Origin of the sequence: Serratia fonticola, assembly GCF_001006005.1 — a bacterium.
GTDB lineage: Bacteria > Pseudomonadota > Gammaproteobacteria > Enterobacterales > Enterobacteriaceae > Chania > Chania fonticola.
This window is the reverse complement of the sequence record NZ_CP011254.1, coordinates 5,397,640-5,418,709: the sequence shown is the minus strand read 5'-3', so window position 1 is coordinate 5,418,709 and position 21,070 is coordinate 5,397,640. Positions and strand designations below refer to the sequence as shown.

General features: G+C 55.3%; 21 protein-coding genes. 16 read left to right on the top strand and 5 right to left on the bottom strand.

Annotated elements, in window-relative coordinates; genetic code table 11:
* Nucleotides 1–201: 201 nt before the first annotated feature.
* On the bottom strand, nt 202–612 hold the full coding sequence (uspC, locus tag WN53_RS24085) for a universal stress protein UspC (protein ID WP_024485779.1): 411 nt from the start codon (nt 610–612) through the stop codon (nt 202–204).
* A gap of 153 nt (nt 613–765) precedes the next feature.
* Complete coding sequence (gene ydgT / locus WN53_RS24080) at nt 766–981, bottom strand: transcription modulator YdgT (RefSeq protein ID WP_024485780.1); 216 nt, start codon at nt 979–981, stop codon at nt 766–768.
* Between the two features lie 1,350 nt (nt 982–2,331).
* On the opposite strand from ydgT, the gene flhD reads away from it, so the two are divergent.
* The 15 genes from flhD (at nt 2,332) to WN53_RS24000 (ending at nt 18,503) form a co-directional block, all read left to right on the top strand.
* Nucleotides 2,332–2,682 carry a flagellar transcriptional regulator FlhD gene (gene flhD / locus WN53_RS24070; protein WP_024485782.1) on the top strand — a complete coding sequence of 117 codons (351 nt, stop codon included), beginning with the start codon at nt 2,332–2,334 and terminating at the stop codon, nt 2,680–2,682.
* Nucleotides 2,682–3,266: a flagellar transcriptional regulator FlhC gene (gene flhC, locus WN53_RS24065; protein WP_021180920.1), complete on the top strand. Its 585-nt coding sequence runs from the start codon at nt 2,682–2,684 to the stop codon at nt 3,264–3,266. Before flhD ends, flhC begins: the two co-directional genes overlap by 1 nt.
* 144 nt (nt 3,267–3,410) lie before the next feature.
* Complete coding sequence (gene motA / locus WN53_RS24060) at nt 3,411–4,301, top strand: flagellar motor stator protein MotA (RefSeq protein ID WP_021180921.1); 891 nt, start codon at nt 3,411–3,413, stop codon at nt 4,299–4,301.
* Nucleotides 4,298–5,374 (top strand): flagellar motor protein MotB, encoded by a 1,077-nt coding sequence (gene motB / locus WN53_RS24055; RefSeq protein ID WP_024485784.1) that lies wholly within the window; start codon nt 4,298–4,300, stop codon nt 5,372–5,374. Before motA ends, motB begins: the two co-directional genes overlap by 4 nt.
* A gap of 4 nt (nt 5,375–5,378) precedes the next feature.
* Nucleotides 5,379–7,346 carry a chemotaxis protein CheA gene (gene cheA / locus WN53_RS24050; RefSeq protein WP_024485785.1) on the top strand — a complete coding sequence of 656 codons (1,968 nt, stop codon included), beginning with the start codon at nt 5,379–5,381 and terminating at the stop codon, nt 7,344–7,346.
* 31 nt (nt 7,347–7,377) lie between these two features.
* Entirely contained in the window at nt 7,378–7,878 is a 501-nt protein-coding gene (cheW, locus tag WN53_RS24045; RefSeq protein WP_021180924.1) for a chemotaxis protein CheW, read from the top strand.
* Between the two features lie 425 nt (nt 7,879–8,303).
* Nucleotides 8,304–9,971 (top strand): methyl-accepting chemotaxis protein, encoded by a 1,668-nt coding sequence (gene tsr / locus WN53_RS24040; RefSeq protein WP_024485786.1) that lies wholly within the window; start codon nt 8,304–8,306, stop codon nt 9,969–9,971.
* A gap of 88 nt (nt 9,972–10,059) precedes the next feature.
* Nucleotides 10,060–11,691 (top strand): methyl-accepting chemotaxis protein, encoded by a 1,632-nt coding sequence (locus WN53_RS24035; RefSeq protein WP_024485787.1) that lies wholly within the window; start codon nt 10,060–10,062, stop codon nt 11,689–11,691.
* A gap of 21 nt (nt 11,692–11,712) precedes the next feature.
* Nucleotides 11,713–12,585 (top strand): protein-glutamate O-methyltransferase CheR, encoded by an 873-nt coding sequence (gene cheR / locus WN53_RS24030; protein WP_024485788.1) that lies wholly within the window; start codon nt 11,713–11,715, stop codon nt 12,583–12,585.
* Nucleotides 12,585–13,634 (top strand): protein-glutamate methylesterase/protein-glutamine glutaminase, encoded by a 1,050-nt coding sequence (locus WN53_RS24025; RefSeq protein ID WP_021180928.1) that lies wholly within the window; start codon nt 12,585–12,587, stop codon nt 13,632–13,634. The genes cheR and WN53_RS24025 overlap by 1 nt, the downstream gene beginning before the upstream one ends.
* Before the next feature lie 49 nt (nt 13,635–13,683).
* The gene (cheY, locus tag WN53_RS24020; protein ID WP_021180929.1) at nt 13,684–14,073 is read left to right on the top strand and encodes a chemotaxis response regulator CheY; all 390 of its coding nucleotides are present in this window, start codon (nt 13,684–13,686) and stop codon (nt 14,071–14,073) included.
* Nucleotides 14,074–14,087: 14 nt separating this feature from the next.
* Nucleotides 14,088–14,732 carry a protein phosphatase CheZ gene (gene cheZ / locus WN53_RS24015; protein WP_024485789.1) on the top strand — a complete coding sequence of 215 codons (645 nt, stop codon included), beginning with the start codon at nt 14,088–14,090 and terminating at the stop codon, nt 14,730–14,732.
* A gap of 156 nt (nt 14,733–14,888) precedes the next feature.
* Nucleotides 14,889–16,031, top strand: coding sequence for a flagellar biosynthesis protein FlhB (flhB, locus tag WN53_RS24010; RefSeq protein ID WP_024485790.1), 1,143 nt, complete (start codon nt 14,889–14,891; stop codon nt 16,029–16,031).
* Nucleotides 16,024–18,102, top strand: a complete 2,079-nt coding sequence (flhA, locus tag WN53_RS24005; protein ID WP_024485791.1) for a flagellar biosynthesis protein FlhA — start codon at nt 16,024–16,026, stop codon at nt 18,100–18,102. Before flhB ends, flhA begins: the two co-directional genes overlap by 8 nt.
* A complete protein-coding gene (locus WN53_RS24000) occupies nt 18,102–18,503 on the top strand; it encodes a flagellar protein FlhE (protein WP_037412861.1) in 402 nt (133 codons plus the stop codon). Before flhA ends, WN53_RS24000 begins: the two co-directional genes overlap by 1 nt.
* On the opposite strand, the gene WN53_RS23995 is transcribed toward WN53_RS24000, so the two are convergent.
* Nucleotides 18,494–19,405 (bottom strand): LysR substrate-binding domain-containing protein, encoded by a 912-nt coding sequence (locus WN53_RS23995; protein WP_046808337.1) that lies wholly within the window; start codon nt 19,403–19,405, stop codon nt 18,494–18,496. The genes WN53_RS24000 and WN53_RS23995 overlap by 10 nt on opposite strands.
* 129 nt (nt 19,406–19,534) lie before the next feature.
* Here WN53_RS23995 and WN53_RS23990 point away from each other — a divergent pair, with 129 nt between their 5' ends.
* Entirely contained in the window at nt 19,535–20,125 is a 591-nt protein-coding gene (locus WN53_RS23990) for a hypothetical protein (RefSeq protein ID WP_024485794.1), read from the top strand.
* A 155-nt stretch (nt 20,126–20,280) separates the two neighbouring features.
* Here the strand turns inward: WN53_RS23990 and WN53_RS23985 are convergent, their stop codons facing one another.
* Both WN53_RS23985 and flgM read right to left on the bottom strand, forming a co-directional pair.
* Nucleotides 20,281–20,715: a flagella synthesis protein FlgN gene (locus WN53_RS23985; RefSeq protein ID WP_024487040.1), complete on the bottom strand. Its 435-nt coding sequence runs from the start codon at nt 20,713–20,715 to the stop codon at nt 20,281–20,283.
* Between the two features lie 21 nt (nt 20,716–20,736).
* Nucleotides 20,737–21,048, bottom strand: a complete 312-nt coding sequence (gene flgM / locus WN53_RS23980) for a flagellar biosynthesis anti-sigma factor FlgM (RefSeq protein ID WP_024487041.1) — start codon at nt 21,046–21,048, stop codon at nt 20,737–20,739.
* Between the last annotated feature and the right edge of the window lie 22 nt (nt 21,049–21,070).

The following is a 21,070-nucleotide window of genomic DNA, read 5'->3' as shown; positions in this document are numbered from 1 at the left end:
ACAGTGATATTTGATATTGGGTATATTGATGGGGTTGCGATAATTCCGATATCATATATTGACGCTGATGATGATATTAAGGGGGAATTGTAGAGTAAACGATGCTTCATTGGCGAGCAGGTATTGCTTACGACTCACTTAATTTGTTAGAAGAAAAAAGCGGTCCACCTTGAATAGCCAACTGGAGGTGATGACTGTGCATTATAGCGGAACGATCAGCACGTCAATGCTGCTGGTATTGATAAAGCGCGCGGCGGAGCAGGCCACTTTATTCATCATGCTATCGCTATGGTTGCCACAGATGACCAGATCAAAGGGTTGCTTCTGGTTGGCGTAGGCCAGGCAGTCGCCCAACTCGCCGTGAATGATCCGCGTAGCGATATTGGGATAGTTTGCCCGTAGGCACAGTTCCTCCATAAACAGCAGCGTCTCTTCCTCCATCAACGCACGCAGGTCACCCAGCATGGGGGCGGGGAAAATCTCGGCATTGGCAATGATGCTGACTAGCGTGATTTTCCCATCACAGGGGCGCACGATGGAGACGGCTTTCTCTACCAGCCGGTGGCTGTCCGCCGCGACTGCCACCGTAACCAGAACGTTGTGATATCCCATGTTCTACTCCCGTTTGCCTGAATGTGTGCTTAAAGGGTAGAGCAATGCCTGCGCAATAAATGTGGTTTGTATCACGCGCAACGCTAAACCCCAGGGCCAGGAAGAGATTCCGCCATAAAAGATAAAAAGATGCGCGCATCACTGTCTGCGGGATTAAAGCACCTGTGCCCAGAGTGACTTTGGCACCCTACCCAGGTCAAACAGTTTGCCTGAGACCAGTTCCGCACGGCGATGATCCGCAGCACGGTACATGTTGCTCATTTCATTGTCGTCCGTCAGTGAGTAATTCAGCTTGTCGTAGACTTTTTCCAGACTGTCCAGGCTGGAACATTTGCGAAACGTCATCAGGTAATCGATCGTACTTGTCATAGTTAAAACATAGCCTATTAATAGTATTAAAGCGGAAAGAAAAATCTCACATATTCGCAGAAATCGCCACAAGATGAAGAGATGTCGCCAGGCAAAATAAAAGAAAAGTGAGTAAATGGAACACGCTTAGCCAAAATACCCCTGGTAGGGGAGGAGGCACCCCCGAATGATAATATGTGCCGAGCATCTGGGCAATATATCTTGACAGATAAACTGTCAATTAGGGGGAATCTTACCTTATTGGCTCAGGAGACGTCTGCCAGCATAGCACTACGTTTCTATGCCTATAGCAAAGAAAATGATAATGGCAGTGGTTTTGGCGGCAACGGCATAAAGTGGATGCCCGATGTATTTTCATTGTGCGCATTCAAAATTTTTGCTAAAGAGGTGTAAGGCTCAAGCATAATCTCGCCAGCGCTGAAGAAATAGCTAGACAATAAAGCATAGATGACCTAATGCACTTTTTGATCTTTGTCATGGGGATTAGGAATTTTCCATATAATAGGTCGGATATCTTAAATAATAATTAAAATGCTAAGTAAAAATCAATTTGCGACTTTCCTTGCTGAGCAACGCTAGTTGGCATTATCTTTTCTGACTTGCCCCCCTGTCGACTCCCTTACCACGAAACACATTGTTACTTCTGTTAACTTGTTCAACCCAAAATACTGCACCTTTAACCGCATGAGTCGCGCTGTCGAAAATTGAAACAGCCACCCAAGTTAAATCTTACTTTTCAGTCGGGGATGTTTTAGCGGGTAATTTTATTCATAAGGAGCTGGTTTTAAATGACAATCAGTATTTTAAGCTGCTCTGGTGGCAGGGTGGCAGATTTTTTCTCTGTGATTTGGCTTTAGTTAAGCTTTTGTTCGAATTGATCTAAAAACGCGTATTTTTAGGCTATAAAACCTGGTTTTTAAGACCTTTTCTTACTTTAGCGTATTTATTGCACAGCTTGGAGGTTAATAATTGGTCAGAATTTGGCCTTTTCAAGGTGGATATTTTTTATTTTTGTGATCTACGTCACATTGTTTTTAAAATTGCAGGTCACTTACGTTGTGTGGGCTAAGTGATCGGGGGTAGAGTTGCGCTGTTATTAAGATTAATCTTATTATATTTGTAAAAATCGTCTTACGAAAAACACACTTTTGAAGCAGGATGCTGTATATCCATACATGCAATTGCATGTGTATCAAAATACTGAGTAACAACCCGAAATGTGTATAGTCGCGCAGTTGTCGCGGCTGGCGTACAGGGATTTGTTTGCCAACTTTGGGAATGAACCCAGGTCATGGGCGATAATTTATCACCCAGCGTATGTTTTTAAACATAGTCTGTCGGGATGGGAATATGGGTACGTCTGAACTACTTAAACATATTTATGACATTAATTTGTCATATTTGCTTCTGGCACAGCGTCTGATTAACGATGAAAAAGCGTCAGCAATGTTCCGTCTGGGTATTGATAACTCAATGGCGGATGCGCTGTCGCAACTCACGTTGCCGCAAATGGTAAAACTGGCAGAAACTAATCAGCTGGTTTGCCACTTCCGTTTCAACGACCACAATACTATCGAGCACCTGACGAAAGAATCTCGCGTGGACGATCTGCAACAGATCCACACCGGCATTTTGCTATCGAGCCATTTACTCAAAGAACTATCGGGTAAAGACGGTAGTGTGACGAAGAAAAGAGCCTGATGATGAGTGAGAAAAGTATTGTTCAGGAAGCCAAGGACATTCAACTCGCCATGGAACTGATCACGCTGGGCGCGCGCTTGCAGATGTTGGAGAGCGAAACGCAGCTTAGTCGTGGGCGATTGATCAAACTGTACAAAGAATTACGCGGCAGTCCGCCGCCCAAAGGGATGTTGCCATTCTCGACCGACTGGTTCATGACCTGGGAGCAAAACATCCACTCGTCGATGTTTTTCAATGCTTATCAGTTCCTGCTCAAATGCGGTCAGTGCCACGGGGTTGAAGCCGTGGTCAAAGCCTATCGACTGTATTTGGAACAGTGTCCGCAGCAGCCAGGCGAGCCCCCGCTGTTGGCGCTAACACGAGCCTGGACGCTGGTGCGTTTTGTCGACAGCGGTATGTTGCAGCTATCCGCCTGCAGCTGCTGTGGTGGCGCTTTTATCACCCATGCGCACCAGCCGCTTAACAGTTTTGTCTGCAGTTTATGCCAACCTCCATCCCGCGCAGTAAAAAGACGTAAACTTTCGCCGCAACTGGCCGATATTATTCCACAACTGCTGGAAGAGCAGGTTAAACGCGCAGTCTGAGCCTGCTTGCAGGTTTATACAGCAACACAGACTGGTGAAACTCAAGGGCTCGGTACTCCGGGCTCTCGGGGCGACCCGTGCTGTTGCCGATTTTCACCCGCGCTGACTCACCTTCCATCCATATTGTGAATTTAAGGAATACGTGTGCTAGTTATCTTGGGTTATCTCGTGGTTCTGGGAACCGTGTTCGGCGGCTATATGATCGTCGGGGGCCACCTCGGCGCACTCTATCAGCCTGCCGAATTTTTGATCATCGGGGGGGCCGGTGTGGGGGCCTTTATCGTCGGCAACAACGGTAAAGCGATAAAATCCACGCTACGCGCTCTTCCCAAGCTGATGCGCCGCTCAAAATACAACAAAGAACTGTATATGGATCTGATGGCATTGCTGTATCGGCTGATGGCCAAATCCCGCCAGCAGGGCATGTTGTCACTTGAGTTTGATATCGATAATCCGCAGGAAAGCGAAATTTTCTCTAATTATCCGCGCATTCTTGCCGATAACCACTTGGTTGAATTTATTACCGACTATTTGCGACTCATGGTGAGCGGCAATATGAACGCCTTTGAGATCGAAGCGTTGATGGATGAAGAGATCGAAACCTTCGAACAGGAGAGCGAGGTACCCGCAGGGAGCCTGGCGATGGTCGGCGATTCGTTACCGGCTTTCGGCATCGTGGCGGCCGTGATGGGGGTAGTGCACGCACTTGCTTCGGCTGACCGGCCTGCGGCGGAATTGGGGGCACTGATCGCCAATGCGATGGTGGGCACTTTCCTCGGCATTCTGTTGGCCTATGGGTTCATCTCCCCGCTGGCGACTTTGCTGCGCCAGAAGAGTGCCGAAACCACCAAAATGATGCAGTGCATCAAGGTTACCTTGCTGTCGAGTTTGAATGGTTATGCCCCACAGATCGCGGTCGAGTTTGGCCGTAAAACGTTGTACACCACGGAGCGCCCTTCCTTCATTGAGTTGGAAGAGCATGTGCGTAAGGTGAAAGCCCCGGCACAGCAGGCGACGGAAGAGCAGGACGCATGAAACAGAATCACCCGGTTATTCTGGTCAGAAAACGCAAAGCCCATCATGCCGGTCATCACGGCGGCTCCTGGAAAATTGCCTATGCCGATTTTATGACGGCGATGATGGCGTTTTTTCTGGTGATGTGGCTGCTGGCGATTGCCAGCCCGCAGGAGTTGACGCAGATAGCCGAATATTTCCGTACCCCACTGAAGGTGGCGCTGACCAGCGGCGACAAGAGCAGCTCGGAAAGCAGCCCAATCCCGGGCGGTGGGGACGATCCAACCCAGCAGCAAGGGTTGGTCAAAAAGCAGATGGATTCACCAGAAAAGCGTGCGGAAGAGCTGCGCCTGAACAAGCTGCGCGAGAAACTCGATGAGCTGATTGAGTCGGACCCGCGCCTGAAAGCGCTGCGGCCGCATTTGCTGATCAACATGATGGACGAAGGATTGCGCATTCAAATTATCGATAGCCAGAATCGGCCGATGTTCAAGACCGGTAGCGCGCAGGTGGAAAGCTATATGCGCGATATCCTGCGCGGGATAGCGCCGATCCTCAATGGATTATCGAACAAAATCAGCCTGTCGGGCCATACCGACGATCTGCCTTATGCTACCGGTGAGCGCTATTACAGCAACTGGGAGCTGTCCGCCGATCGAGCCAATGCCTCGCGGCGTGAGCTGATTGCCGGTGGTTTGGCCGAAGGCAAAGTATTGCGGGTGGTTGGGATGGCCTCGACCATGAACCTGAAACAGCACGGCGGTGATGATGCGGTTAACCGGCGGATCACCATTCTGGTGCTGAACAAAGCAACCCAGCAGGGGATAGAACACGAGAATGCGGAGAGCAGCGCTACGGAAATCGATCAACCGGAGGGCCTGAAGCAGCTGGCTCCGCAGGCGACGGCACCGGCTATAGCGACACCGGAATTACCGCCGTCGCCGCCTGCTCCAACCGCCGAACTGCCGGCAACGCAGGGCACGCCAGAGCAACCTCCGGTAGCGGTGAAAGCCGCAGAAACCGGGCCGACAGCGGCTATTCCGGCGGCACCTTCCGCCACTTCACCGACTAACAGCGACTCACAGCAGAGGTGACCCCGTGAGCATGGACATTAGCGCTTTTTATCAGACCTTTTTTGATGAGGCAGACGAGCTGCTGGCCGATATGGAGCAACATCTGTTGGAGCTGGATCCGCTGGCCCCGGATATTGAACCACTGAACGCGATTTTCCGCGCTGCCCACTCGATCAAGGGCGGGGCGGCCACTTTCGGCTTTAGCGTGCTGCAGGAAACTACCCACCTGCTGGAGAATTTGCTGGACGGTGCCCGGCGTCAGGAAATGAGCCTGAGCACCGAAATTATCAACCTGTTTCTGGAAACCAAAGACATTATGCAGGAGCAACTGGACGCCTATAAAACGTCGCAACAACCTGATAGCGAGAGCTTTGAGTATATTTGTCAGGCGTTGCGGCAGTTGGCTTTGGAAGCGCAACAGCAGGATGCTCCTGCGGCGGCGGTAACGGTAACCTCACCGGTGGTTCATGCTGCTGCTCCGGCTGCGATTGAAGGCGGGATGCGGATCAGCCTGAGCGGTCTGAAGCCGAATGAAATTCCGCTGATGCTGGAAGAGTTGGGCAACCTGGGCGAGGTGGAAAACCCGCAGCAGACCGAGACCAGCCTGGAGGTGACTTTACTGACCTCTGCCAGTGAGGAGGATATCAGCGCGGTGCTGTGCTTTGTGCTTGAACCGGAGCAGATTGCCTTTTCCACGCCGCCGAAGGCCGTGGAGAAGATCAGCACGCCGGAACCCGTTGCCGTTGTCACACCTACCGCGCCTGCTACGGTGGCTGAAGCGCCGAAGCCCAAAGCCAAGGCTAGCGAGTCCACCAGCATTCGCGTGGCGGTAGAAAAGGTCGATCAACTGATCAACCTGGTGGGGGAGTTGGTGATCACTCAGTCGATGCTGGCCCAACGTTCTGGCTCCCTTGATCCGGTCAACCACGGCGATCTGCTCAACAGCATGAGCCAGCTGGAGCGTAACGCTCGCGACCTGCAAGAGTCGGTGATGTCGATCCGCATGATGCCGATGGAGTACGTTTTCAGCCGTTTCCCGCGTCTGGTGCGCGATCTGGCCAGCAAGCTGGACAAGCAGGTGGAGTTGACGCTACGGGGCAGCTCTACCGAACTGGACAAGAGCCTGATTGAACGCATTATCGATCCGTTGACGCACTTAGTGCGTAACAGTCTGGATCACGGTATTGAAGAACCTGCTGCGCGCCTGGCCGCCGGTAAGGCCGAAGTCGGCAATCTGATCCTGTCTGCCGAACATCAGGGCGGCAATATCTGCATTGAAGTCACCGATGACGGTGCCGGTCTCAATCGCCAGAAAATTCTCGCCAAGGCTGCCTCACAGGGGCTGGCGGTGAGTGACAACATGAGCGATGAAGAGGTCGGCATGCTGATCTTTGCCCCGGGTTTCTCCACCGCTGAGCAGGTGACCGACGTTTCTGGGCGCGGCGTGGGCATGGACGTGGTGAAGCGAAATATTCAGGAGATGGGTGGCCATGTCGAAATCCATTTCCAGGCCGGGAAGGGCACCTCAATCCGCATTTTACTGCCGCTGACGCTGGCCATTCTTGACGGCATGTCGGTCAAGGTGAATGAGGAAGTGTTCATTCTGCCATTGAATGCCGTGATGGAGTCATTGCAACCGCAGGCCGAGGATTTGCATCCGCTGGCCGGTGGGGAGCGTGTGCTTCAGGTACGCGGTGAGTACCTGCCTCTGGTCGAGCTGTATCGGGTGTTTGAGGTTGACGGGGCCAAAACCGAAGCCACCCAGGGCATCGTGGTGATTTTGCAAAGTGCAGGCCGCCGCTATGCGCTGCTGGTCGATCAGTTGATCGGTCAGCATCAGGTGGTGGTGAAAAATCTGGAAAGCAATTATCGCAAGGTGCCGGGTATTTCGGCTGCCACCATTCTGGGGGATGGCAGCGTGGCGCTGATTGTAGATGTTTCGGCGCTGCAAACGCTGAACCGGGAAAAGCGTCTGACGGACGCTGCCGCATAATTATTAACCGACTGATTTAAAGGTGATCGAAATGGCAGGACTTGCAGCCGTCAGCAAATTGGCTGGCGAAACGGTAGGTCAGGAGTTCCTGATTTTTACCTTGGGTAACGAAGAGTATGGCATTGATATCCTCAAGGTTCAGGAGATCCGCGGTTACGATCAGGTAACGCGCATCGCCAATACCCCGGCGTTTATCAAGGGCGTGACCAATCTGCGTGGGGTGATCGTGCCGATTATCGATCTGCGCGTGAAGTTTGCCCAGCAGGACGTCTCTTATGATGAAAACACCGTGGTGATCGTGCTGAACTTTGGCCAGCGGGTGGTGGGGATCGTGGTGGATGGCGTGTCTGATGTGCTGTCGTTAACGACGGATCAGATCCGCCCAGCCCCCGAGTTTGCGGTTACGCTGGCGACGGAATATCTCACCGGTCTGGGGTCGCTCGGTGAACGTATGCTGATCCTGGTGGATATCGAAAAGCTGCTGAGCAGCGAAGAGATGTCGCTGGTGGACAATGTAGCGAAAAGCGCCTGATTGCTGAGTAGCTGTTTGTCACGGCTCAACAGGTGGGGATAACGCAGAACGCCGACACGCCGTAAACCCGTCCCTGGGGGCTCGTATCGCGCATCCCTGCGCTCAACGGTCCCCTCACCCCAACCCTCTCCCACAGGGAGAGGGAGCTGGAATCGCGCTGTGTTCAGGTGTAGAGACTACTCTGTAACAAGGCCGATATCGAGGACTAGCGCAGTAGTTAATCAGTAGCACGTTCCGTCCCCTCTCCCTGTGGGAGAGGGTTAGGGTGAGGGGCCACTTTTCCTTCACCAAGCTAAAATCTTACCCTCCGCACAATACAAAAAAATAGTTACAGATTTTTCTTAAAGTTCTCTTCTGCCACGCCGATAACCCAGACAGTTAACGTACACAGCGCTTGTCTGTGCGGGCTTCCAAGAAGGGTAAAAATGTTTAATCGTATGAAGGTGGTCACCAGCTTATTGCTGGTGCTGGTGTTATTCGGTGCCTTGCAGCTGGTTTCCGGTGGGCTGTTTTTCACTTCGCTGAAAGATAACAAAGAAAATTTTACCGTACTGCAAACTATCCGACAGCAGCAGTCAGAACTGAATGAAAGCTGGGTAAACCTGCTGCAAACCCGCAATACCCTCAATCGTGCCGGGATCCGCTACATGATGGACCTCAATAAAGCGGGCACCGGTGCCACCGTTGATGAACTGCTGGTCTCGGCAAAAAAAACCTTGAGCATGGCGGAACAGCACTACGCTGCCTATGAGAAGATCCCTCTGGATGCTCGCCAGGATGCCGCTGCGGCAGACGAACTCAAGCAACGCTATACCACTTTGCACACTGCGCTGTCGGAGCTGATCCCGCTGTTGGGTGACGGCAAGCTGGACGCCTTCTTTGAGCAGCCCACTCAGCGTTATCAGACTGAATTTGAACAGCTCTATAACCGCTACCTGACTCAGAACGACAAGCTATACCAGATCGCGGTCGAAGATGGCGACAGCTCTTTCGAATTTGCCGTTTGGACGCTGGTCGTGGTGCTGGTCCTGGTGGTTGCGGTGATTGCCATGGTTTGGTTTGGCATCCATCATATTCTGGTGCGCCCACTCAACCGTATGATTGAGCACATCAAACTGATCGCCGCAGGCGATCTGACCCACCCGATCGACGTCAACAGCCGCAACGAAATGGGCGTGCTGGCAGCCAGCCTCAGGCATATGCAAGGCGAACTGATCGACACCGTCAGCGGCGTGCGTCAGGGGGCCGATGCCATCTACAGCGGTGCTTCCGAGATTGCTGCAGGTAATAACGATCTCTCTTCCCGTACCGAACAGCAGGCCGCCTCGCTGGAGGAAACCGCTGCCAGCATGGAGCAGTTGACCGCGACGGTGAAACAGAACGCCGAAAACGCTCGTCAGGCCAGCCAACTGGCGTTGAGCGCCTCAGAAACCGCGCAGAAAGGCGGTAAAGTGGTCGCCAACGTGGTGCAAACCATGCACGACATCGCTGGCAGCTCGCAGAAAATTGCCGATATTACCAGCGTGATCGACGGCATCGCCTTCCAGACCAACATCCTGGCGTTGAATGCGGCAGTAGAAGCTGCCCGTGCCGGTGAACAGGGCCGTGGTTTTGCCGTGGTTGCCGGTGAAGTACGCAATCTGGCAAGCCGCAGCGCGCAGGCAGCCAAAGAGATCAAAGGCCTGATTGAAGACTCGGTTAGCCGCGTCGATATGGGCTCTGTGCTGGTGGAAAGCGCCGGTGAAACCATGGGAGATATCGTCAATGCCGTCACCCGCGTCACCGACATCATGGGTGAAATCGCGTCGGCCTCCGACGAGCAAAGCCGTGGTATCGATCAGGTTGGCCAGGCGGTTGCCGAAATGGATCGCGTCACCCAACAGAACGCCTCTTTGGTCGAAGAATCGGCCTCTGCGGCGGCAGCTCTGGAAGAGCAAGCCAGCCGCTTGACCCAGTCCGTTGCGGTATTCCGACTGAAAGCGGAAGGCCAAAACGAATTCAAGGCATCCGCCAACAGTAAAGTCGTTACCCCGGTAATCAATCATAAAAAAATGAACGCCAGCGATCCGCAGGAGAACTGGGAAACGTTCTAACCGGCATTGGGCTGCGTTCTCCCTGCGAGATCGTGGCCCTTTTTTCCGTCCTAAGTCGTGTTAACCCGCGGCTACCTGGAGGTTTATCGTGTTTAACCGAGTCCGTATCTCTACCAGTCTGTTTTTATTACTGCTGACCTTTTGCCTGATGCAACTGATTAGCACCGGCTTGTCGTATACCGCTTCCCGCTCCGATAACCACAATCTTAATCTGATTAGTCTGGGTAGCCAGCAGCGTGATGCCCTCAGCCTGAGCTGGGTTTCCCTGCTACAGGCACGTAACACCTTGAACCGGGCCGGCACCCGTGCAGCGCTGAAAGTACCGCAAGAACAGGTCGATGCCCTGATGGGCAACGCTCGCAGTTCGTTGCAGAAAGCCGATCTCTATTTTAATCAGTTCCTGGCCGTCTCGCGTAACAGCGACCAGGAGCAGGAACTGACAGAAACCACCCAAGCCAGCTATGAGCGGCTACGCGGTGCGCTGCGTGAGCTGATCGTCTTCCTGGAGGGCGGCAACCTGCAGGGCTTTATGGATCAACCCACGCAGAAAATGCAGGACCTATTCGAAGCCGACTTCGTCCAGTACCTGCAACTGGTCAACGAAAATATCGCCCAGGCCCATGCGGCCAACCAGCGCTCCTTCACGCTGGCCGGTTGGCTAGTGTGTGGCGCAGTGCTGATGCTGATCCTGGTGACCGCCAGCGCCATGTGGTGGTTGCGCAATATGTTGGTTCAGCCGCTGAATATTATGCGTAGCCACTTTGACCGTATCGCCGATGGTGACCTGGCCATGCCGATCCAGGTGTATGGCCGCAACGAGATCAGCATGTTGTTTGCCAGCCTGCACCGCATGCAGAACTCGTTGATTGGCACAGTCGGTGCAGTGCGCGAAGGCGCCGAGTCGATCCTGATCGGGCTACAGGAAATTTCTGAAGGTAATAACGATCTCTCTTCCCGCACCGAGCAGCAAGCCGCGTCGCTGGAGGAATCCGCCGCCAGTATGGAGCAGTTGACCGCCACGGTGAAACAGAACGCCGACAATGCCCGCCAGGCTTCAAAGCTGGCGCGCGATGCCTCAGCCACCGCTGCCAAGGGCGGGGAAATGGCCGACGACGTGGTCACCACCATGCACGATATTGCCAGCAGTTCGCAGAAAATTGGCGCCATTACCAGCGTGATCGACGGCATTGCCTTCCAGACCAACATCCTGGCATTGAACGCGGCGGTTGAAGCGGCGCGGGCGGGTGAACAAGGGCGCGGTTTTGCCGTCGTGGCCGCAGAGGTACGCAATCTGGCACAGCGTAGCGCTCAGGCAGCCAAAGAAATCAAAGTGCTGATCGATGAGTCGGTCGGCCGTGTTAAGCAAGGGTCGGTGCTGGTCGAAAACTCCGGTGCCACGATGAAGGATATCGTGCGTTCGGTGACCCGCGTTACCGACATCATGGGCGAGATCTCCTCGGCATCCGATGAGCAAAGCCGCGGTATCGAGCAGGTTACTCAGGCCGTGACCCAGATGGATCAGGTGACGCAACAGAACGCCGCGCTGGTGGAACAAGCGGCCTCTGCGGCGGCGGCATTAGAAGAACAGGCGATTACGCTGGCCGATGCGGTAGCGGTATTCCGCCTGGCGGACGACAACATCACCTTATCAGAAAGTCTTAACAACGGAGTTTTATCAGTAGCAAAGGAAGCAACTAGTGTCGAATTGTATAGCAAGTAACAACAACTCGGGTGAAGGGTTATGAGTGGCTCATCCTCACCCACCAATAAAGAGCCTGCGTCTTTGCTGACACAGATGGTGCAACGGCTGCCCCTGTCGGATGTGCATTTCCGACGTATCAGCCAGTTGATCTATCAGCGTGCCGGTATTGTGTTGGCCGAGCACAAACGCGAAATGGTTTACAACCGTCTGGTGCGTCGCCTGCGGCTACTGGGAATACCCGATTTTGGTAGCTATCTGGTGCTGCTGGAGAGCGATACCAACAGCGCCGAGTGGCAGGCATTCGTCAACGCCCTGACCACCAACCTGACGGCGTTTTTCCGTGAGGCGCACCATTTCCCGATCCTGGCGGAACATGCGCGTTCGCGGCCTAACGGTTACTGCGTGTGGAGTACCGCCGCCTCGACCGGTGAAGAGCCTTACTCGATCGCCATTACCTTGAATGAGGCGTTAGGGCAGCGGGCGACGGGGACGCAGGTATGGGCCAGCGATATCGATACTCAGGTATTGGAAAAGGCCGAGGCAGGGGTGTATCGCCAGGAAGATCTGCGCACCCTGACACCGGCGCAGATGCAGCGTTATTTCCTGCGAGGGACCGGGCCTCACCATGGCCTGGTACGGGTTCGGCCAGAATTGGCGGCACAGGTGCATTTCCAGCCGCTCAATCTGCTGGCCCCTGAATGGGCGTTGCCGGGGCAATTTGATGCGATATTTTGCCGTAACGTCATGATCTATTTTGACAAGGAAACACAAGAGCGCATTTTGCGGCGCTTTGTGCCGCTGCTTAAACCGGGGGGCCTGATGTTTGCCGGCCATTCCGAAAACTTCAGCCAGCTAAGCCGGGATTTCTACTTGCGTGGGCAGACCGTGTATGGCCTGACCAAGGAGAGGTAATGAATAAAATCAGCGTATTAAGCGTAGACGACTCTGCCCTGATGCGGCAGCTGATGACCGAGATTGTCAATAGCCATCCCGATATGGAGATGGTGGCGACCGCCCCCGATCCGCTGGTGGCGCGCGATCTGATCAAAAAATTCAACCCGCAGGTACTGACGCTGGACGTCGAAATGCCGCGTATGGACGGGCTGGATTTTCTGGAAAAACTGATGCGCCTGCGGCCGATGCCGGTGGTGATGGTGTCGTCGCTGACCGGAAAGGGATCGGAGATCACTCTGCGGGCGTTGGAACTGGGCGCGGTGGATTTTGTCACCAAGCCGCAACTGGGGATCCGCGAAGGCATGCTGGCCTATAGCGAGCTGATTGCCGAAAAGATCCGCACGGCGGCCAAGGCGCGTCTGCCTCAGCGCTCAACGGCACCGGCTCCGGAGATCCTCAGCCATACGCCGTTGTTGAGCAGTGAGAAGCTGATCGCTATCGGGGCGTCTACCGGCGGTACCGAGGCAATCCGCCACGTCTTGCAGCCGTTACCGGCTACCAGCCCGGCGTTATTGATCACTCAGCATATGCCGCCAGGGTTTACCCGTTCCTTTGCCGAGCGGCTCAACAAGCTGTGCCAGATCACGGTGAAAGAAGCCGAAGACGGCGAGCGCGTCTTGCCGGGCCATGCCTATATCGCGCCGGGAGATCGTCATCTGGAGCTGACGCGCAGCGGCGCCAACTATCAGGTTCGGCTGCATGATGGCCCACCGGTGAACCGGCATCGTCCTTCGGTCGATGTGTTGTTCCGCTCGGTGGCCCAGTTTGCCGGGCGAAATGCGGTGGGGGTGATCCTCACCGGTATGGGGAATGACGGTGCGGCAGGCATGCTGGAAATGCACCGTGCCGGGGCGTACACCCTGGCGCAGAACGAAGCCAGCTGTGTGGTGTTTGGCATGCCACGTGAGGCCATTGCCACCGGCGGAGTCAATGAAGTAGTGGAATTGGAGCGCATGAGCCAACGCATGTTGGCGCAGATCGCGGGTGGTCAGGCGCTGCGTATTTGATGTTATGCCCCGAACCTCGGGGCAAAAACGATTAACCTTAGGAGCAATAATGGCAGACAAAAACCTTAAATTTCTGGTGGTGGATGATTTTTCTACCATGCGCCGCATCGTCAGAAATTTGCTGAAAGAACTGGGTTTTAACAACGTCGAAGAGGCGGAAGACGGGGCGGATGCGTTGAACAAACTGCGCGCTGGCAGCTTCGATTTCGTGGTATCGGACTGGAATATGCCGAATATGGATGGCCTCGAGCTGTTGCAAACCATCCGTGCCGACGGTGCGCTGGCATCTATGCCGGTGCTGATGGTGACGGCGGAAGCCAAGAAAGAAAACATCATTGCTGCCGCTCAGGCGGGTGCCAGTGGTTACGTAGTGAAACCCTTCACGGCGGCAACGCTGGAAGAGAAGCTCAACAAGATTTTTGAAAAACTGGGCATGTAAAAAAGGAGAGGGCGATGAGAGATATTCCAATGCCTGCCAGCGATGCAGCGACAGCGGGTGAGATCATCTCCCGCATCGGTCAACTGACCCGTATGCTGCGTGACAGCATGCGCGAGCTGGGGCTAGATCAGGCTATCGCTCAGGCTGCCGAAGCGATCCCGGACGCACGCGACCGTCTTGATTATGTGGTCACCATGACGGCGCAGGCGGCGGAACGAGCGCTCAACTGCGTGGAAGCGGCACAACCCCGCCAGGCGGAGTTGGAGTCGCAGGCCAATACGCTTAAAGGGCGCTGGGACGAGTGGTTTGCCAACCCGATCGAGTTGGCTGATGCCCGTTCACTGGTGACGGATACCCGCCAGTATCTGGATCGGGTGCCGGAGCACACCGCATTCACCAACGCCCAGTTGCTGGAGATCATGATGGCGCAGGATTTCCAGGATCTCACCGGCCAGGTGATCAAGCGCATGATGGACGTGGTGCAGGAGATTGAAAAGCAGCTGCTGATGGTACTGATGGAAAACATCCCGGATCAGCCAGCCAAAGAGAAAAGGCCGAACGACAGCCTGCTCAATGGCCCGCAGCTGGATCAGAACGGGGCTGGCGTAATTGCCAATCAGGCCCAGGTGGACGATCTGCTCGACAGCCTGGGGTTCTGATGGTTTCTTAGGGCGCAGGGTGCTGCGCCCTAACTCTTTTCGCTAGCCCATCCCCGAAATAACCGGCCTTTTGCGCCGTTGTTCCCGCAATGAAATCCGCATTTTTTTGGCATGCTGGCGTCAATTCTATTCTTCGCACGCATGGGAACCCTCGCCTTGGCCGAAGACAGTGATATGGAAAAAACTGAGGCCCCCACACCCCACCGGCTGGAAAAGGCGCGTGAAGAGGGCCAGATTGCGCGTTCGCGCGAGCTGACTTCGATCCTGATGCTGATTGCGGGGTTGTCGATCTTGTGGGTCGCGGGTGGCCATATGGCGCAACAGTTGGCGAGGATGTTATCGGAAGGGCTGCACTTTGATCACAACATGGTCAGCAACGATAAGCAGATGCTGCGCCAGTTTGCCATGCTGCTGCGTCAAGCGGTGTGGGCGCTGATGCCGATCCTGGCTGGATTGGTGCTGGTGGCGCTGTCGGCCCCGATGCTGCTGGGCGGCGTGGGCTTCAGCCTTAAGTTTGATGCCAAGCGCATGAACCCGATCTCCGGATTAAAGCGGATGTTCTCCACCCAGGTGCTGGCGGAGTTGCTGAAGGCCATTCTCAAAGCGACGCTGGTGGGGTGGGTGGCCGGGCTTTACCTGTGGCACAACTGGGCGGCGATGCTGCATCTGGTCACGCAGCAGCCGCAGGACGCACTGCGCAATGCGCTACAGATCGTGATCTTCTGCGGCATGCTGATCGTCCTTGGGCTGGTGCCGATGGTGGCCTTCGACGTGTTTTATCAGCTATGGAGCCACTTCAAGAAATTGAAGATGACCAAGCAGGAAATTCGCGACGAACATAAGCAGCAGGAGGGCGATCCCCATGTCAAAGGGCGTATTCGCCAGCAACAGCGGGCCATCTCTCGCCGCCGCATGATGTCCGACGTGCCGAAGGCCGACGTGATCGTCACCAACCCGACGCATTACGCCGTGGCATTGCAATACAACGACAAGAACATGAGTGCGCCGAAAGTCCTTGCCAAAGGGGCAGGGGAGATCGCCTTGCGTATCCGTGAATTGGCGAATGAGCACCGTATCCCAACCCTGGAAGCACCGCCGCTGGCGCGAGCGCTATACCGTCACAGTGAGATTGGGCAACACATTCCCACGACCTTGTATGCCGCCGTGGCCGAGGTCCTGGCCTGGGTCTATCAGCTGCGCCGTTGGCAGCGTGAAGGCGGCCTGATCCCGAAAAAACCTCAACGTTTACCGGTGCCTGAAGCACTGGATTTTGCTGGAGAGAATAACTCAGATGGCTAATTTGGCCTCCCTGCTTCGTTTGCCGGGTAATTTTAAAGATACGCAGTGGCAGGTGCTGGCTGGCCCGATACTGATCCTGATGATCCTGTCGATGATGGTGCTGCCGTTACCGGCATTTATCCTCGATCTGCTGTTTACCTTCAATATTGCCTTGTCGATCATGGTGCTGTTGGTGGCGATGTTTACCCAGCGGACGCTGGAGTTCGCCGCCTTCCCGACCATCCTGCTGTTCTCAACCCTGTTACGCCTATCGTTGAACGTCGCTTCCACGAGGATCATCCTGATGGAGGGGCATACCGGCGCGGCGGCGGCGGGGCGGGTGGTTGAAGCGTTCGGTCACTTCCTGGTGGGCGGCAACTTCGCCATCGGTATCGTGGTGTTTATCATCCTGGTGCTGATCAACTTTATGGTGATCACCAAAGGGGCCGGGCGTATTGCCGAAGTGGGCGCCCGTTTTGTCCTTGACGGGATGCCGGGCAAACAGATGGCGATCGATGCCGATCTGAACGCCGGGCTGATCGGCGAAGACGAGGCTAAAAAGCGCCGTTCCGAAGTGACGCAGGAAGCGGATTTCTACGGTTCGATGGACGGTGCCAGCAAGTTTGTGCGCGGTGACGCGGTAGCAGGCTTGATGATCATGGTGATTAACGTAGTAGGCGGCCTGTTGGTCGGCGTGATCCAGCACGGCATGGAGCTGGGTACCGCGGCTGAAACCTATACCTTGCTGACCATCGGTGATGGCCTGGTCGCCCAGATCCCGGCGTTGGTGATCTCGACGGCGGCCGGTGTGATCGTCACCCGCGTAGCGACCGATGAGGACGTTGGCGAGCAGATGGTCAACCAGTTGTTCAACAATCCGCGCGTGATGGTGTTGAGTGCTGCGGTGTTGGGGTTGTTGGGGATGGTTCCGGGGATGCCAAACCTGGTGTTCCTGCTGTTTACGGCGGCACTGCTGGCGTTGGCCTGGCGGCTGCGCGGGCGAGAACAGCAGGCTCCGAAAGTCAAAGAACCGCCGCTGCCGCAGGAAAATCCGCAGGCGGTAGAGGCCAGTTGGTCTGATGTACAGCTGGAGGATCCGTTGGGCATGGAAGTGGGTTACCGCCTGATCCCCATGGTGGACTTTCAGCAAAACGGTGAGCTACTGGGGCGTATTCGTGGCATCCGTAAAAAATTCGCTCAGGATACGGGCTATTTGCCACCGGTGGTGCATATTCGTGACAACCTCGAACTGTCGGCGGCCAGTTACCGCATTCTGATGAAAGGGGTGGAGATCGGTAGCGGTGAGGCACATCCGGGGCGCTGGCTGGCGATAAATCCGGGCAATGCGGTGGGTGAGCTGGCCGGTGATAAAACCGTCGATCCGGCCTTCGGGCTGGAGGCGGTGTGGATCGATAGCGCACTGCGTGAACAGGCGCAGATCCAGGGGTTCACGGTGGTGGAAGCCAGCACCGTAGTCGCCACTCATCTCAACCATTTGCTTGGTCAGTTTGCCAGCGAGCTGTTTGGCCGCCAGGAAACCCAGCAGCTATTGGATCGTGTTTCGCAGGAGATGCCGAAGCTGACGGAAGATTTCGTACCTGGGGTAGTTTCGCTGACCACGTTGCACAAGGTGCTACAGAATCTGCTGGCCGAAAGGGTGTCGATTCGCGATATGCGCACCATTATAGAAACGCTGGCGGAACATGCGCCAACGCAAAGCGATCCTTTCGAACTGACCTCCGTGGTGCGAGTGGCCCTTGGGCGGGCCATCACTCAGCAGTGGTTCCCGGGTAACGGTGAGATCCAGGTCATTGGTCTGGATACGCCGCTTGAGCGCCTGCTGTTGCAGGCCCTGCAAGGGGGCGGAGGTCTTGAGCCTGGGTTGGCGGACCGCTTGTTGGATCAGGCCAAGCAGGCGCTGCAACGTCAGGAAATGCTCAGTGCACCGCCGGTGCTGCTGGTAAACCACGCGTTACGTGCCCTGCTAGCGCGCTTCCTGCGCCGTACCTTGCCGCAGTTGGTGGTGCTGTCGAACCTGGAAATCAACGACGAACGTCAGATCCGCATGACCTCAACCATAGGAGCCGCCTGATGAAAGCTTTTCTTCCTTTATTAGTGTTGTTCGCTCCGCTGGCCGCGCAGGCGGTGTCGGGTTCCTGGGCCGCCGATGCCAGCGGCGTCACGCTGGAAACGGGGAGCGTGCGTGATGTCTCCCCCAGCCTGCGGCCAGCTAATCCACCGGCGGCCGATGCTCGGGTGACCAGTGTAAGCTGGCGTTATCAGTTGCTGGCTGGTGCTCCTGCCGGATTAGAGGTACAGCTTTGCACCTCGTCACGCTGCCTACCGCTCGGCGCGGGCAGTGGCCGCAGTGAGGCTTTCAACGGTATTCCCGCAGACAGCGAGTTCCGCTTCATTTATTACGTGAAGTCTCGCGGCGCGTTAAATCCTCCGCTGCGGGCGATCTCTAATCAGGTGATTGTGAACTATGAGTGAGGATGATAAGTCATCCCTGGCGTTATTTGCCTCAACAGCCAGTCGCGCAACGCCATGATATCCGGGCGTTGCGCGTTTTCTTCTGTGGTAACCAGGTAATAGCAGGCACCGGGTAATGACATCTCGAACGGTGCGGTTAACACGCCGCGCTGTAACAAATCTCGCGCCAGCAACTGGCTGGCAATCACCACCCCCTGTCCCGCAATCGCCGCCTGTAGCGCATGGGTTTCATCGCTGAAGGTCAGCCCCGCGTCTACATTCAGATCCTGTGGCCCATAGTTCCTCCGCCAGTTTTGCCAGCTCGGAGAGTCGGCGGGCACTAGGCGGTTTTCTACGTGAAACAGCGTCACCCCGCGTAAATCGCCGATATCTGCCAGCGCCAATGACGGGCTGGCTACCGCGATAAAACGATCCTCGTACAATAAAGTTGAGTGCAACGTTTGCTCCGGCATTTCCCGGTAGCGAATGGCGACATCGACGGTGCGCTGCGTTAAGTCGACCCGTTCTACGCTGGTATGTAACCGCAGGTCGATGTCCGGGAATTCCGCCTTGAAATCGGCCAGACGCGGCACCAACCAATGGGTCAGGAAATTGGAGGTGGTGGTAACCGTCAGAGATTGAGGCTGTTGGGAGTGCATAATCTGCGCGGCGGCCTGCTCCAGAGCTGCAAAGGCGCGTTGCGTACCGGCATATAAAATCTCGCCGGTTTCGGTCAGGCTAACCCCGCGTGCGCTGCGTTCGAAGACCCTACATGCCAGAATTGACTCCAGTAATTTGATCTGATGGCTGATTGCCGTTGCGCTGACGTTGAGTTCCTCCCCAGCCCGTTTAAAGCTGCTACAGCTGGCAACGGCATGAAAGGCGCGTAAAGCACCTAGCGGAGGGAGATGGATTTTTTTCATGGCTGAATTATTCTCATCCAAGGCTGAAAACTATGAGTTTGTTATGACTATATACCTTGGATAGGCTGATGGAATTCGATTAATGGAGTGAGAATAATTCATCATTCCATCTCAATGTCAGGAGCCGTTATGAGATCACCAGCAGAAATCAGTACCGCAGGCGCGGTAGGGGAACCGGGGGCGATTGCTCGCACCATCGTGTACAGCGTGTTGATATCGGCAGGCGTTTTGCTGTTGAACATTGGCTGGGGAAGGCCGGAGGTTGCCATCACGCTGTTGTTGGCGCTGCTGTTAGCCAATGCCTGTGGCGCGGCGTTAATGCGTTTGCTGGCGGTGGAAAAACAGCGAACCCTGGCGGCGTTATGGCGGAGCCTGGTGCTCTCTGCTACCGGGTTGCTGCTGTTGGGGCTGTTCGGCCGTAATGATTGGCTGATGATGTTACCGGGGATCGTTATCGGCGGCATTGGTTTAGGGGGCGCCCGCCAGGTGACGACAGCGTTGTTACAGCCGCTGAACAGCATCAGCCTGGCAACCAGAGCTGCCTCGTTGGCGGTCATCGGAGTCATTCTGTCGGTGACATTGCTGATCCAATCTCGGGCATCGACAAACCTTGCCAACGCGTGGTTGATCGATCTGGTTTTATTGGGCGCGTTGGTGGCGCGTATTGCAGAGCGTGAAGGCCCATCACCCCAAGCCTCTTCCATAGGGAGAGGGCGCTAGAGCGGTTTTATGGTTAGGTACAGGAGCCAATTCCAGCTGGCGCTAGCAAGGTGTAAATGAAATTGTGGGGATGGTATGAGATTCAGGCGCAGCAGCAGAGTTGTGGCACGTTCTGTCCCCTCTCCTTTTGGGAGAGGGCTAGGGTGAGGGGCGCATCAAACTCCAATCTTACGGCCCAGCAGGCTCCCCGCGCGGGACTGACCATCGGGCCCGTACAGCGATTTATTCTGCTTGTTTAAAATCGCCAGTGCCTGCGTATTGTGCTCAATATGATGATTGAGCAGCATACCGTTATGGTGATTCTGTTCGCGCAGTTGCAGGCTCAGCTGTTGCACTTGCTGCCAGTTGGCTGCCAACTGTGGCTGGCCCTCATAAGGTGCTTGGCAGTGCTGCAGCCGTTCCATCTCCAGCCGCTGTTGGTCCAGATAATTGACCGTCGCCAGCAGTTGGCTTTTAGCATCGGTCACGCGTTGCAGAGCCACGCCAGCCAAAGTTTTGGAGCACAGTAAAGTGTGCTCCTCCGTCTGCACCGTGCCTAACGCCTGCAAGGTGTCCAGCAGCTTATCCAGCAGTTGTGCCAGGTTTTCCATATCAATGACTCACCCTTGGTGTTAACCCCGATCGGCGCCGGACTGCCATTCGCTTTGCACGTCTTGTAACAAGGCGTCGGCAATCTTGCCGGTATCCATCTTCAGTTCGCCGTTGCGGATCGCCTGCTTGATGCTTTCCACTCGCTCCATATTGATATCTTGGCTGCCCGGCTGCATCAGGCGAGCCTGTGCATCGCTCAGCTTAACCTGGGTGCCGCTGACCGCAGTTTCCGCCGAGACCTTTTTACGTGCTTGCAACGTGCTGTCTGTCTGTGTTTCTCGCGGCTGCACCGTGGGCACGGGTTGCAACCGTTGGGTACGATCGATACTCATGTTCAATCTCCATCTGTACCAC

Excerpts from the sequence above, each read along its gene's own strand:
- uspC (WP_024485779.1), bottom strand. The coding sequence starts at position 612 with ATGGGATATCACAACGTTCTGGTTACGGTGGCAGTCGCGGCGGACAGC.
- ydgT (WP_024485780.1), bottom strand. The coding sequence starts at position 981 with ATGACAAGTACGATCGATTACCTGATGACGTTTCGCAAATGTTCCAGC.
- flhD (WP_024485782.1), top strand. The coding sequence starts at position 2,332 with ATGGGTACGTCTGAACTACTTAAACATATTTATGACATTAATTTGTCA.
- flhC (WP_021180920.1), top strand. The coding sequence starts at position 2,682 with ATGATGAGTGAGAAAAGTATTGTTCAGGAAGCCAAGGACATTCAACTC.
- motB (WP_024485784.1), top strand. The coding sequence starts at position 4,298 with ATGAAACAGAATCACCCGGTTATTCTGGTCAGAAAACGCAAAGCCCAT.
- cheW (WP_021180924.1), top strand. The coding sequence starts at position 7,378 with ATGGCAGGACTTGCAGCCGTCAGCAAATTGGCTGGCGAAACGGTAGGT.
- tsr (WP_024485786.1), top strand. The coding sequence starts at position 8,304 with ATGTTTAATCGTATGAAGGTGGTCACCAGCTTATTGCTGGTGCTGGTG.
- cheR (WP_024485788.1), top strand. The coding sequence starts at position 11,713 with ATGAGTGGCTCATCCTCACCCACCAATAAAGAGCCTGCGTCTTTGCTG.
- WN53_RS24025 (WP_021180928.1), top strand. The coding sequence starts at position 12,585 with ATGAATAAAATCAGCGTATTAAGCGTAGACGACTCTGCCCTGATGCGG.
- cheY (WP_021180929.1), top strand. The coding sequence starts at position 13,684 with ATGGCAGACAAAAACCTTAAATTTCTGGTGGTGGATGATTTTTCTACC.
- cheZ (WP_024485789.1), top strand. The coding sequence starts at position 14,088 with ATGAGAGATATTCCAATGCCTGCCAGCGATGCAGCGACAGCGGGTGAG.
- flhA (WP_024485791.1), top strand. The coding sequence starts at position 16,024 with ATGGCTAATTTGGCCTCCCTGCTTCGTTTGCCGGGTAATTTTAAAGAT.
- WN53_RS24000 (WP_037412861.1), top strand. The coding sequence starts at position 18,102 with ATGAAAGCTTTTCTTCCTTTATTAGTGTTGTTCGCTCCGCTGGCCGCG.
- WN53_RS23995 (WP_046808337.1), bottom strand. The coding sequence starts at position 19,405 with ATGAAAAAAATCCATCTCCCTCCGCTAGGTGCTTTACGCGCCTTTCAT.
- WN53_RS23990 (WP_024485794.1), top strand. The coding sequence starts at position 19,535 with ATGAGATCACCAGCAGAAATCAGTACCGCAGGCGCGGTAGGGGAACCG.
- WN53_RS23985 (WP_024487040.1), bottom strand. The coding sequence starts at position 20,715 with ATGGAAAACCTGGCACAACTGCTGGATAAGCTGCTGGACACCTTGCAG.
- flgM (WP_024487041.1), bottom strand. The coding sequence starts at position 21,048 with ATGAGTATCGATCGTACCCAACGGTTGCAACCCGTGCCCACGGTGCAG.